A 13,196-nucleotide genomic window follows, 5' to 3' on the forward strand; every position below is an offset into this window, starting at 1 on the left:
GTGTTTTTGTTTCAGTGTTCTAGTATAATGATACTATTGTAAAAGATTTTTACCAAGTTTGCAAGTTTTACGGTTTTCGGTTTTGCATCAAGGTTTAAACAAAGCAAGATTTAGACAAAGCAAGGCTTAACCAGAAGTTTTTGGCAGATGATTGGCCAAAACCGCCTGTAAATTTGGCAATAAATTTGCCACTTGATTGACTTGATACGCTTTTGCCCCTCGCGAAACGGTCGCAATACCAACGCACAACCGCTCCGCAATCTCACGCTGTGGCAAGCCTTGTTGCAACAAAGCAAAAATCTGCAAGCGTTTGGCAATTTCAGCTTGCTCCTTGTCGGTTAACATCGCATCAAAAAGTTTGGCTAAAAACACAGCATCTGATTCATTGGCAAGCAGGGTCATAAAAGCCTGATAAACAGGATAATTGGTAGATAAGCTCATGATTTTCCTTGTTTAATCGTTACGGTTTAAAAAATGAGTGAGAGTGAGAAAAAATTTTGTAAATTAATTTTAGCAAAAAACCACGAAAATTTGTTAAAATAACAAAAAGATATCTTTTTGACAGAGTTTAAACACAGAATTTAAACATTAACAGCGTTTAGCCAAATTTTTGGATAAATGCTTGCAAACTTAACAAAAAATAGACATATTTATCAACCAAGGTTTTATGTTTATGCCAAAACAGGTATAATCTGTTTTGATTTTTTAACAATTCTCCCATACCGCTATGCCAACGCCTTTTAGTCAGCTTGATTTACGCCCATTGCAATATTTTTCCCAAAATTTGCTCGCCAATTTGCGTGCGATGGCATACATGCTCGTTGGTTCAAAAAAAGCGTTTTATTGGGTCAAGCCAACCATTTGGCAGTTTGGTTTTTTTGCACTGACGGCTTTGGCAAGCAATTTATTGTTTTCGTGGCTTGCCAGCGGTGAAAGTACGCATTTTAATCAACAAGGCTTGATTAGTTATTTGGTTTGGCCAACAGTGATGGTTTTTGCAGGTTTGGTGCTTGCCAAAAGACATAGCAATGCGATGCTTGTTTTTGTGCCTGCAATTTTGTGGTTGGTTGCTGATACGGTAATGGCCTTATTACAAAGTGCGGTGCAATGGGTGTCGCATTATGGTTGGTTACCCGAATGGTCGTATGCGGTGTTGCCAATTTTATTTACCGTGCTGTTTGTTTGGCAAGGGCTTGCACTGCTTTGGATTTTTGGCAAACAGCTGCGTTGGTCGTGGCTTGAGCGAGGGTTTATTTTGCTTGGAGCATTTGTGGTGTTCACCGCTTGGCAACAAAACGTAACCAGTCAACCAATTTTTCAAGCCGATCTTTATCAACCAACCATTAACGAAGATGCTTTTTATGCTCAACAGCATTTGTTACAGGATAGTTTAGGCGAAATACTAAGTGAACGCCCCACAGTGCGAGACTGGTATTTTTTAGGCGTGGCAGGACACGGTGAACAAGATGTGTTTCGTTCGGAAATTGAGTTAACCACTGAATTTTTAAACAATCAATTTGGCATGGCAGGACGTTCTTTAAATTTGGTAAACAATGCAATGACGTGGCAAGTATTGCCCATTGCCAGTAAAACCAGTATTGATACCGCCTTACAAGCCTTTGCCAAAAAAATGAACATTACCGAAGATGTGTTGTTTTTAAACATCACCTCCCACGGCGGTGATAAACTTTTAGAAATGTCCAACCCACCGCTGGATTTGGAAGAAGTGGATGCCAAATGGCTGCGCCAAACCCTTGATAAATCAGGCATAAAATGGCGTGTTATTGTGATTTCTGCGTGTTATTCAGGATCGTTTATTGAAGATTTACAATCACCAACCACGCTGATTATTACCGCATCTGATAAAGACAAAGACTCATTTGGCTGCACCAATGAAGCCCAATACACTTATTTTGGACAAGCATTTTTTGCCGAAAGTTTGCCAAAATTTAAACGCTTTAAGCCTGCTTTTGATAATGCAATTGTAACCATTGCCAAACGCGAAAAACTCATGGGCTTTGCACCCTCTAAACCACAATTTGTCATTGGCAGTGCTATGCAAAAAATGTTGCCTGAATTTGAAAAAAATCTAAAGCCTTTAAACCAAAACAACCCCATCAAAACCGATGAAAATGCCTTGTTAAACTAACTTATGTTAAGCTAATCCACACGACACAGTTGTTTTTTTGCCACCTTGTTAAAATGATCTTCGGATTTGTAAGTTTTTGGAATTTGAACCAGTTCTTGATACAGTGCAACGATTTGTTGCACCATGTGTTTTTGGGTAAATTCATTGGTTATTTGTGGCCGTGAGACGTTTTTTAATTGTATTTTTACCACTTTACACAAAGCATTGGCGGTGATTTCTTTTATCAAACCTTGTGGGTATAACTCACTTAACAATTCGCTATAAATCCCTGTATTCCATGCCACCACAGGCGTGCCAAGGTGAATGGCTTTTAACACATTAATACCAATGCTTTCAGGCTGACTTGCCAATCCCAATACCACATTGGATGCTGACAACCACTCGCGGCTGTCGTTATGACGCTGTCCGATAAAGGTAAAATAACCGCTAAGCCCCAACGCTCGACTGCGCTGCAAAAAATGCTCCATATGAATGCCCTCACGCTGACTGTCGTCCATAACAACCACATGAATGTCGGGTAAAATTTCTTTTAAATTGCCAACAATGTCAAACAACCATGACTGCCCTTTACCATCACCAAGCGTACTGGGAAATAGCACCCATTTTTTATGCTCCAGTTCAGGATATTCAGCAAAAATCCGGCGCAACCAATACACCGAAGGTTGATGACGATAGATGAATTTTTGATTGTCCACGCCCCGATAAATGCGCGTAATCATACTATCATCATATTCAGGGTGATGTTGTTGAATGTACTGTGTTACACTATTTGACACGCTAATCAGATGATCGGCATCAAAAATTGCTTTATTATACGCCGTCGTCGGATAATAACCATAAATGGTCGCAAGCGTAATTGGACGATAGGCCATTGGCACAAGTTGTAACGCCCACTTTAATACCCACGCGGACGTGCGTGAATGCACATGCACAATATCAGGGCGATGCCGATAAATCAGTCTGGCCAAGGGCACAACCGACCACAACGATGACCAAGTGTGCTTTTCCATCGCAAGCGGAATGTATTGACCGCCATCACGCACCAAACGCCCTGCCAACTCATGTTCTGCAGGCGTACTGGCAACAACCACTGACTTATGACCGTTTTTAATCAAACTGCGATTAAGCTGAAAAATACCTCTTTCATCTTCATCATGATGCAGCGATGACAACAAACGCATGATTTTCATAATTACAATTTTTATTTCTCTTCAATAAATTTTTATTTCTCTTCAATATCTGCCAAACTACCAACCAATTTTTCTAATAACTTAATTTGCTTATCTTTTTCTTTTAATAATTCATCTTTATACTGAATTTCTAGCCGTTGTTTTTCCATTTCTGCAAGTAATAATTCATGCCCATTTTTTCCCATAACATAATAATTGTACGTTGAATTTTGATTTTCAACTTGATCACCTGAAAGAAAAAAAGTTGCACCATTTTCACAAAAATCTAAAAATTCAATCGTACTCATATTAAAGACTTTCGCAATTTGTTCAATTTTATCCAAACTTGGATAACCTTTATCATGTTCAATATGGGTGTAACCACTCTTAGACATATGCATCACCTCTGCCATTTCATCTTGTGTTTTGCCTGACATTTCTCGTAACCTTTTAAGAATTTTCCCAATTTTCATGATAAACTTCCAATATTTTCCTATTATTTACATCAAAATTTCAGATTAACATCGGTTTAATATTATTTTATCATAACTATAGCACAAGAGTTTATTTTTTAGTACAAACCATTGTGCTAAGCCTGCCAAAGCGTCGGTTTCCGCTATGGTTCGACAAGCCACCACGAACTAAAACGTACTATTTTTTACCACAGTACTTAATTTATCACTTCCATAAGGATATTATGATTATGAGCAAAGTTTCACTAGTTGTATACACTGTTTGTATAACCATACTTACGGGCTGTTCAACAGTCCATCTCCCAAAAAGATACCCTGATAAATCATATAGCTATTCAACACCCCATTCACAAACATCATATTCACAAATATCAAAAGATGCTGAATTTGATAGAGCATACGCAAGTTTATCTGATGAAAACCGCCGTTTAATCAATAAGCATGTACCCAATAGCTATATCACAACAAGAAAGGAATTGTCTACTCATGGTTCTACTGCTGTTAAAGATATTTTAGAATATGCTCAATATCTTGAACAACTTAAACAAATAGAAATTGCCAATCGTAAAGAAAAAGAGGCAAAAGCACAAGCAAAAGCACAAGCTGAACGCGACCAACAACAGAAACAAAAGAAAATTCAAACAGATTTAGCAAAAAAAGTTGATTGTAATTTGTTTGATTTGACAGACTTTATTCCTGGAATTGGTTGGTTAAAAGGATTGAGCAAAGTGAAGAGATTGAATAAGATTGCAGAAGCTCAAAAACGCGGATTATGTAAATAATTTGTGTAAATAATTTGTGATGATTTATCTATAAAACCAATATCTAAAAACCTAATATCTATTGATACTGGGTTTTTATACGTTTAAAATCTATGCCAAAAGCCAGCACCTTTTTAGATGCCAGCTATTTTTTTGAGCGACTATCAAATAAAAAAATTATTTAATTTTTGCTTCTTTAAAAACAACGTGTTGACGCACCACAGGGTCAAACTTTTTGATTTCCATTTTATTTGGCATCGTACGTTTGTTTTTGGTCGTGGTATAAAAATAACCCGTACCTGCTGATGATACCAGTTTGATTTTATCTCTCATCGCTATTGCTCCACAATGTGCTATTATTCCAAAATGTTAAAAATTGGCAAAAATTAGATTTTTTCGCCACGAGCACGCATATCCGCCAAAACTTGGTCAATGCCCAGTTTATCAACAATACGCATACCCTTTGAAGATAAGCGCAGGCGAACAAAACGGTTTTCGCTTTCTACCCAAAAGCGATGGTTGTGTAGATTTGGCAGAAAACGACGGCGGGTTTTGTTGTTTGCGTGAGAAACATTATTACCTACCAATGGGCGTTTTCCAGTCACTTGACATACTTGAGACATGGTGTACTCCTTATCGGTGTGCATGAGTGTTACTCATGCCTAAAATCGGATTGATAAACAAGCCTGTTTAAGCGTTTTAACAAAAAAGTTAAGCGGATTTTATTGAAGGGTTTATCAAGGTTTATTCATTTATATTTTTTATATAAAAATTACTGTTGATAAGTTTTTTTAATAAAAAATACGGGTAAATTTAAAGGGGCTATTTATACCATATTTTTATCAAAAAAGCAAAGAAAAACTTTCAAATTATGGGCAAAATTGGCTAAAATATCGCTAAAATACCTAAGGCAAATTTTAGTTTTTTTGATTGAAAAACGCTAGATTATCGTAATAATTTGTGATAATATGATTTTATTTTTCAAATATAACCAAAATATGCAATTATTTTTTCTTTATTAATCATATTTTGCTAATTTTTACCATTATCATTGAATTTGGTGGTGACTGATGACAGCGTTCATGCATTTAAGAGAAAAAATCCGTAATTTTTTTGCCTTGGATATGGCAGGCGGCATTGTGTTGGCGGTATCGGCTATACTTGCGATGATTGTTGCAAATTCGGCTTTGGCGGATTGGTATCAACATTTATTGCATTTACCAATTGTGGTACAAGTGGGGAGTTTTGAGATCGCCCATAGTGCAGTACATTGGATCAATGACGGCTTGATGGTGATTTTTTTCTTTTTGGTTGGACTTGAATTAAAGCGTGAAGTGTTGATTGGCGAGCTGTCTGATGTCAAAAAAATCATCTTGCCTGCACTGGGTGCGGTGGGCGGTATGCTTGTGCCTGCACTGATTTATGCACTGTTTAATTATCAAAATCCTGATTTGTTAAAAGGCTGGGCGATACCATCAGCAACGGATATTGCGTTTGCACTGGGAGTACTTACCTTGCTTGGCAAACGCGTGCCACTTGCATTAAAGGTATTTTTGGCTTCTATTGCAATTTTTGATGACATTGGGGCAATTTTGGTTATTGCACTGTTTTATTCGCATGGGTTATCTTGGACGGCGTTAGGCATGGTTGCGATCACCATGCTTGTGCTATATGTGATGAATCGTATGAATGTTACACGCATAACGGCGTATGCCTTGGTTGGGGTAATATTGTGGGTGGCTATGCTAAAATCAGGCATTCATGCAACCTTGGCTGGCGTTATCGGTGCGATGTTTATTCCATTGGTCAATGATAAAAATCCAGATCATTCGCCTTTAGAAACATTAGAACATGATTTACACGAAACGGTAAGTTTTGTGGTATTGCCAATTTTTGCCTTTGCCAATGCAGGAATTCACTTTGGTAGCGGTGGGCTTGCATCACAATTAACCCACAGTGTACCGCTTGGAATTGCACTGGGACTTGTGTTTGGTAAACCAATTGGCGTGATGTTGTTTAGTTGGTTTGGGGTTAAGTTTGGTTTTGCAAAACTGCCTAAAAATGTAGATTGGCATCAGGTTTTGGGTGTTGCCATGTTATGTGGCATTGGCTTTACCATGAGTTTGTTTATTGGCGGTTTGGCATTTGCTGGCATTGACAAAATATTTGATGAACGATTAGGTATTGTGCTTGGATCCTTCATTGCAGGAATTTTAGGTTATGTGTATTTAAATAAAGTATTGCCAAAAGTTAAAAACAATACCTTTGAGGCATCAGAAGATCACACTTACATTCCGTAAATTTTACCAAAAAATAAATTTTACCAAAAAATAAATTTTATCAATCAATAAATTTTATCAACAAAAAAAGCAGTTTAACCAATTGCTTTTTTGTGTTATTTTTTATTCATCTTATCTGTCAAAATCACATCATTGCCTATCGGGATCAATTTCTACCAAATTAGACGCTTGTGTGTACATCGAGCCGTCTTGTAGCGTATCTTGCATAGGTGCAATGGTTTCTTCTTCAGCAATCACTTGTCTTGCCACATGCAAAATCAACTGACGCAACCAACGATGTGCAGGGTGATGTTGTAGCAGTGGCGACCACGCCATCGTCAATTCAAATTCAGGGATAAAAAACGGCGGCTCTTTTATCACTATGCTGTCATTGGTTGCTTGCATTCTAGCCACTCGCGTTGGCAATGTTGCAATCAAATCTTTATTTGCTGTGAGCATCGCAGGCATCTGATAATGACGCGTAAACACGCTGATTTGGCGTTTTTGCCCCAACCGGTGCAAGGCTTGATCAATGGATCCAAGGCCGCCTGATTTTTCAGGATTAACGCCAAAACCCACACCCATGCCTGTTTTTGACACCCAAATATGCTGGGCTGACAAATAGTTTTTTAAATTAAACCTATGCACATACGGACTGTCCGCTGACAACAAACAGCTAAACGTATCACGCCACACCAACACTTGATGAAAACTTTGCGGAATTTCGTTAAAACGATTGATTGCCAAATCCACCTTGCCTTGCTCCATATCTCGATACGACACATCGGACGGCGTTAAAAAATCCAAAATCACGTTGGGGGCTTCGGCACGCAATGCTTTTACAAGACGTGGCACAAGCGTCGCTTCGGCATAATCTGAGGTCATAATCCGAAAAATCCGACTCGACGTATAAGGACGAAATTCGGTACGCGGTTCAAGCAACAAGCCAATATCCGACAAAAGTTCACGAATGCGAGGTTGTAATTCCATCGCACGTTCAGTTGGTGTCATGCCTTCAGACGAACGGATTAATAAAGGATCGTTAAACAATTTTCTTAACCGCCGTAAAATATTGCTCATCGCAGGTTGTGTGATACCAAGTTGCTCAGAAGCGCGCGTTACATTTTTTTCACGAAGCAGCACATCTAAATGCACCAATAAATTTAAATCAACACGTTGTAAATTCATAACTTTTCCGCTATTTGCACAGTTCTTTCATTATTTTTTTAAAAAATACCAAAAATAATAATCATAAATTAGCTAAATTATGCCAATTGGGTTATAGTGTTCATAACTTGTTAACACAATCGTTTTAAAATCGTGATAGTTTTTGATGGTTTTAAAAAGTTAATTTTATCAAAGTTAATTTTAACAAAATATTGGCTATCACGGCGAAAAATCTTGCATTTTTTTTGCAAAAAATTTCAAGGACAGGCTTTCAAGTTTTATCGGCTATTCATTTTAACCACTTAGGAGTAAATTATGACAACGTATGTTTCAGCAATCGATCACATCAAAGCATTAAAAGAAAAACATGGCAATTGGCAAAATATCAGTGAAAATGACGCCGCTCGCTTGATTGTACAAAACACATTCAAAACTGGTCTGGACATTGCCAAATACACAGCTGGTGTCATGCGTCGTGATATGGCCACTTACGATGAGGATAAAACAAAATACACACAATCGCTTGGTGCATGGCATGGTTTTATTGGCCAACAAACCATGTATGCGGTAAAAAAATATTTCGGTACAACAGAGCGTAAATATATTTATCTTTCAGGTTGGATGGTCGCTGCGTTGCGTTCAGAATTTGGTCCCTTGCCTGATCAATCCATGCACGAAAAAACCGCCGTACCAAAATTAATTGAAGAAATTTACACATTTTTACGCCAAGCCGATGAAAAAGTGTTAAACGACTACTTCCGCGAATTAGAAACCGCCAAAGAATCAGGTCAAGACACCAAGGCTATTTTAGACAAAATCAACAACTTTGAAACCCATATCGTGCCAATCATTGCTGATATTGATGCAGGTTTTGGCAACGAAGAAGCCACTTACCTTTTAACCAAAGAAATGATTAAAGCAGGTGCGTGTGCCATTCAAGTTGAAAATCAAGTATCCGATGCCAAACAATGTGGCCACCAAGATGGCAAAGTAACCGTGCCACATGAAGATTTTATCGCAAAAATTAACGCCATTCGTTATGCATTTTTAGAATTAGGAGTAGATGATGGCGTTATCGTGGCACGCACTGACTCAGAGGGTGCTTCTTTAACCCAAAAATTGCCTGTATCGCGTGAACCCGGTGATTTGGCATCAAAATACTTAGATTTCTTAGATGTTGAGGAAGTTAGCATTGAAAATGCCCAAGAAAACGATGTATTGCTAAAACGTGATGGCAAACTTGTACGTCCAGTGCGCATGCCAAACGGCTTGTACTCATTCCGCGAAGGCACAAACATTGACCGCGTGGTATTAGACTGCGTTACTTCATTACAAAATGGTGCCGATCTATTATGGATTGAAACCCCAACCCCAGATGTCGCTCATATTAAATCCATGACCGATCGCATTATTGAACAAGTGCCAAATGCAAAACTGGTTTACAACAACAGCCCATCATTTAACTGGACACTAAACTTCCGTAAACAAGTCATTGCCAAATGGGAACAAGAGGGCAAAGACGTATCTGCTTATGACAAAAACAACCTAATGTCAGCCGACTACGACAATTCAGAATTAAATGAAGCTGCCGATGCGTTGGCTCGCACATTCCAAGCAGATGCCTCGCGTGAAGCATGCGTATTTCACCACCTAATTACCTTGCCAACCTTCCATACAGCAGCATTAAGCACGCATCAGTTGGCAAAAGGTTATTTTGGCGACAAGGGTATGTTGGCTTATGTAGAAGAAGTACAGCGCAAGGAATTACGCGAAGGCGTGGCCGCAGTGAAACACCAAGCAATGGCAGGATCTGACATAGGTGATGATCATAAAGAAATATTCTCCGGAGACAATGCCCTTAAAGCAGGCGGTGCAAAAAATACCTCCAACCAATTTGGTCATTAATGTTTGGATTATAAAAGCATTTGATTGTAAAAACATTTGCAAACAAAAAATACTTTGCTATTATGCAAGGTATTTTTTTGTCTTTTAGGAAAAATCAATCATGTCAACTTCATCACCTGACACCAAATTTAGTAAAAATAAACCAAACTACAGCAAATTCACCCAATTTGCCAAAAGTTTTATCAGTTATTTGGTGATATTTGTGGTAATTTATAGCCTTGTGAATTGGTGGCGACAACCTGTCATGCCTTCCGCTCCCACGTTACAATTTCACAGCGTTCAAGGACATAGCATTGATGTCAATCGCCTAAGCACACAAAAACCTGTGCTCATTTATTTTTGGGGAACATGGTGCAGTGTGTGTCGACGCACCTCGCCCAGTGTTCAAAAAATTGCCAACAACCATAACTATCCAGTTATCGGCGTTGCGGTTAGTTCAGGAGAAAACCAAGACATCTTACAATACATGCACAAAAAAGATCTGGATTTTATCACAGTAAACGATGACAGTGGCAATATTTTTCGCCAATGGCAAGGACAAGTTACGCCCTCTTATGTGATTTTAAAAAATGGCAAAGCGGTGCAAAGTTTTACAGGCATTCAGCCTGGTTGGTTGTTAAATTTACGCCTAAAAATTGCCAGTTTCTAATCGGTATTTATTCCAATCACGTCTATAGCCTGCAATACAACAATTGTTCAGCACAAAATTTAAACAACACAAAATTGTCAACAATAAAAAACGTCCAAATTCAAGCGTTGGACGTTTTTTATTTTAATGTTAATTAACGCGTTCGTTAACACATTTTGACCCACTCCCACCACCAAACCTAAAGGTTATGGTGGGGGAATCCTTGCGACCCATAGCAATTTAGTTTTCACACCAAACCGCTACCTCTCGCCATGCCACTGTCGCTGAACAGTATTGGCACAGGGGAACTCTTTACACAGCGACAAGCCCTGCCACATCAGCTAACGCCTGTTGGCGTATTGGTTTCGCCGCTAATTTTTATTGCAAAACTCATAGCTTGGTTTTCGCGGACAAGTTTTTATGCTTAGTAGCGACGTAGAATTTGTATCATTGTAGCAAACTTTTGCTATGCGTCAACAAAATATTTGAGCTTTCATCTCCACCTAAATCAAAGATTTTAGATGGAGAATTTCGCGCATAGGGTTCATCTCCACCTAAATCAAAGATTTTAGATGGAGAATTTCGCGCATAGGGTTAAAACAATTATTTTGCAGCAGCTTGAGCAGCAGCCACTTCTTCTGCAAAGTTTTCTTGTTTTTTCTCGATGCCTTCACCCACTTCTAAGCGTTTGTAAGCAACAACTGTCATGCCCTCTGATTTAAGCACATCACCAACTTTTTTCTCGTTGTCAATCACATACGGTTGATTTACCAAGGTAACTTCGTTTAGATATTTTTGCACGCCACCTGAAATCATTTTTTCTACCAAATTGTCAGGCTTGCCCGACTCTTTGGCTTTTGCTGTAATGATGTCAGTTTCGCGAGCCAATACATCTGCAGGCATATTTGCTTCATCAACCGCAATTGGATTAAACGCGGCCACTTGCATCGCAACCGATTTACCAGTTGCCTCGTTGCCACCTTGATAAGAAACCACCACACCAATACGAACACCATGGCGATAAGTTGCCAAGTTTTCACCTTCAATCAATTCAGCACGGCGAATTTGGATATTCTCACCGATTTTTTGCACCAAGGCAACACGAGCTTCTTCAACGTTTTGACCGTCTTCATATGCCAATGTTGAAATGGTTGCAACATCAGTGGTATTGTTGGCAAGGGCAAGTTCTGCAACTTTATTGGCAAATGTAGCAAAATTTGTATCTTTTGCCACAAAATCAGTTTGACAATTCACTTCCAATAACAAGGCTTTGTTGCCATCTTGTACAATGGTAATTGCACCATCAGCTGCAATGTTGCCTGCTTTTTTGGCGGCTTTTGCTTGACCTGATTTGCGCAAGTTATCAATTGCAAGCTCGATATCACCATTGGCTTCTTGTAGGGCTTTTTTACATTCCATCATGCCAAGGCCGGTTCGATCGCGCAATTCTTTTACTAGGGTTGCTTTAATTTCTGACATAAAATTACCTTAATAATATGTTTAACTTAATCTGCTAACTTAATTTATAATGTAAATTATTATTTACAATGCAAATTATTGTGCTGTTTCTGCTGTTTCTGTGGCTTCAGTTTTACCGCCAGCTTGGGTTTTGGCGTATTCTTTGCCTGCCAAAATCGCATCTGCCATTGCGGTAACATACAATGTAATTGCACGGATTGCATCATCGTTGGCAGGGATAACATAATCTACATCGTCTGGGCTTGCATTGGTATCAACCACGCCAATCACAGGAATGCCTAGGTTTTTCGCTTCTTGAATGGCAATTGCTTCATGGTCAACACCAACAACAAAAATTGCATCTGGCAGACCGTTCATATTTTTGATACCGCCTAAGGCACGCTCAAGTTTTTCCATTTCGCGAGTACGCTCTAATGCTTCGCGCTTGGTTAATTTTGCAAAAGTGCCGTCTTCTGCTTGACGCTCGTATTCTTTTAAGCGGGTAATTGATTGGCGAATGGTTTTCCAGTTGGTCAACATACCGCCCAACCAACGATGATCAACGTAAGGCATGCCTGCACGGATCGCTTGTTCGCTGATCACTTGACTGGCAGCGCGTTTTGTACCAACAAATAAAATTTTGTTGCCACGCGATGCTTCACGATTGGCATAAGCCAAGGCTTCGTTCAATGCTGTTACCGTATGCTCTAAGTTAATGATATGGATTTTGTTGCGTGCACCAAAAATGTATTTGCCCATTTTTGGATTCCAAAAACGCGTTTGGTGACCAAAATGCGCACCTGCTTCTAGTAGATCGCGCATTGAAACTTGAGTTGCATTTGACATAATGTGTTCCTTAAAAAAGTTGGGTTGTGCCTCCACATCGCCTATTAAACCGATTTGTCTTGACAAACGTTAAGTTTTTATAAGTTAAATTTTTTAAAAAGTTAAGTTTGACAAAATAAACAAACACCCAGTTTAAGTCTTGTTTTTCAATGTTTTAAACAATATTTTAAACAATCAAATCATTTAAAAAATCAAATAAACAGTGGCCTTGTGTGTGTCTTGACATATTTTTACCGCCTAAAGCTAAGATCAAACTTAAAACCAAGATCAAACTAAAGCTGGATCAAAATATGCCCAATTGAAGTTAATTTTTATTTTTGCAAAATTTTTACAAAAACAAACAGTTATTATAACATAAATT

At 38.6% G+C, this 13,196-nt stretch carries 14 protein-coding genes; 6 read left to right on the forward strand and 8 right to left on the reverse strand.

Going from position 1 to position 13,196, the window contains the following annotated elements; translation table 11 throughout:
• Positions 1 to 126 precede the first annotated feature (126 nt).
• Positions 127 to 441, reverse strand: a complete 315-nt coding sequence (locus MOMA_RS01850; protein ID WP_009766920.1) for a Trp family transcriptional regulator — start codon at positions 439 to 441, stop codon at positions 127 to 129.
• Positions 442 to 727: 286 nt separating this feature from the next.
• Between MOMA_RS01850 and MOMA_RS01855 the strand changes: the two genes are divergently transcribed.
• Positions 728 to 2,149 (forward strand): C13 family peptidase, encoded by a 1,422-nt coding sequence (locus tag MOMA_RS01855; RefSeq protein ID WP_009766921.1) that lies wholly within the window; start codon positions 728 to 730, stop codon positions 2,147 to 2,149.
• 11 nt (positions 2,150 to 2,160) lie between these two features.
• On the opposite strand, the gene MOMA_RS01860 is transcribed toward MOMA_RS01855, so the two are convergent.
• Complete coding sequence (locus tag MOMA_RS01860) at positions 2,161 to 3,339, reverse strand: glycosyltransferase (RefSeq protein ID WP_009766922.1); 1,179 nt, start codon at positions 3,337 to 3,339, stop codon at positions 2,161 to 2,163.
• A gap of 32 nt (positions 3,340 to 3,371) precedes the next feature.
• Positions 3,372 to 3,791: a helix-turn-helix domain-containing protein gene (locus tag MOMA_RS01865; protein WP_083874827.1), complete on the reverse strand. Its 420-nt coding sequence runs from the start codon at positions 3,789 to 3,791 to the stop codon at positions 3,372 to 3,374.
• Positions 3,792 to 4,021: 230 nt separating this feature from the next.
• Between MOMA_RS01865 and MOMA_RS01870 the strand changes: the two genes are divergently transcribed.
• On the forward strand, positions 4,022 to 4,573 hold the full coding sequence (locus MOMA_RS01870; protein WP_009766924.1) for a hypothetical protein: 552 nt from the start codon (positions 4,022 to 4,024) through the stop codon (positions 4,571 to 4,573).
• 156 nt (positions 4,574 to 4,729) lie between these two features.
• On the opposite strand, the gene rpmG is transcribed toward MOMA_RS01870, so the two are convergent.
• Both rpmG and rpmB read right to left on the reverse strand, forming a co-directional pair.
• Positions 4,730 to 4,885 (reverse strand): 50S ribosomal protein L33, encoded by a 156-nt coding sequence (gene rpmG / locus MOMA_RS01875; protein ID WP_009766925.1) that lies wholly within the window; start codon positions 4,883 to 4,885, stop codon positions 4,730 to 4,732.
• A gap of 53 nt (positions 4,886 to 4,938) precedes the next feature.
• Positions 4,939 to 5,175, reverse strand: a complete 237-nt coding sequence (gene rpmB / locus MOMA_RS01880; RefSeq protein WP_009766926.1) for a 50S ribosomal protein L28 — start codon at positions 5,173 to 5,175, stop codon at positions 4,939 to 4,941.
• Positions 5,176 to 5,622: 447 nt separating this feature from the next.
• On the opposite strand from rpmB, the gene nhaA reads away from it, so the two are divergent.
• Entirely contained in the window at positions 5,623 to 6,852 is a 1,230-nt protein-coding gene (gene nhaA, locus MOMA_RS01885) for a Na+/H+ antiporter NhaA (protein ID WP_152411750.1), read from the forward strand.
• A gap of 129 nt (positions 6,853 to 6,981) precedes the next feature.
• On the opposite strand, the gene MOMA_RS01890 is transcribed toward nhaA, so the two are convergent.
• Entirely contained in the window at positions 6,982 to 8,019 is a 1,038-nt protein-coding gene (locus MOMA_RS01890) for a LysR family transcriptional regulator (protein WP_009766928.1), read from the reverse strand.
• Positions 8,020 to 8,313: 294 nt separating this feature from the next.
• Between MOMA_RS01890 and MOMA_RS01895 the strand changes: the two genes are divergently transcribed.
• From MOMA_RS01895 to MOMA_RS09855, 3 genes are all read left to right on the forward strand, one after another.
• Positions 8,314 to 9,903: an isocitrate lyase gene (locus MOMA_RS01895; RefSeq protein ID WP_009766929.1), complete on the forward strand. Its 1,590-nt coding sequence runs from the start codon at positions 8,314 to 8,316 to the stop codon at positions 9,901 to 9,903.
• A gap of 100 nt (positions 9,904 to 10,003) precedes the next feature.
• Positions 10,004 to 10,552, forward strand: coding sequence for a protein disulfide oxidoreductase (locus MOMA_RS01900; RefSeq protein ID WP_009766930.1), 549 nt, complete (start codon positions 10,004 to 10,006; stop codon positions 10,550 to 10,552).
• Positions 10,553 to 10,803: 251 nt separating this feature from the next.
• On the forward strand, positions 10,804 to 10,959 hold the full coding sequence (locus tag MOMA_RS09855; RefSeq protein WP_161600309.1) for a hypothetical protein: 156 nt from the start codon (positions 10,804 to 10,806) through the stop codon (positions 10,957 to 10,959).
• Between the two features lie 175 nt (positions 10,960 to 11,134).
• Here MOMA_RS09855 and tsf read toward each other — a convergent pair whose 3' ends face one another.
• The gene (gene tsf / locus MOMA_RS01905) at positions 11,135 to 12,010 is read right to left on the reverse strand and encodes a translation elongation factor Ts (RefSeq protein ID WP_009766931.1); all 876 of its coding nucleotides are present in this window, start codon (positions 12,008 to 12,010) and stop codon (positions 11,135 to 11,137) included.
• Positions 12,011 to 12,085: 75 nt separating this feature from the next.
• Positions 12,086 to 12,835 carry a 30S ribosomal protein S2 gene (gene rpsB / locus MOMA_RS01910; protein ID WP_009766932.1) on the reverse strand — a complete coding sequence of 250 codons (750 nt, stop codon included), beginning with the start codon at positions 12,833 to 12,835 and terminating at the stop codon, positions 12,086 to 12,088.
• Between the last annotated feature and the right edge of the window lie 361 nt (positions 12,836 to 13,196).

This window comes from Moraxella macacae 0408225 (assembly GCF_000320365.1).
GTDB classification, from domain to species: domain Bacteria; phylum Pseudomonadota; class Gammaproteobacteria; order Pseudomonadales; family Moraxellaceae; genus Faucicola; species Faucicola macacae.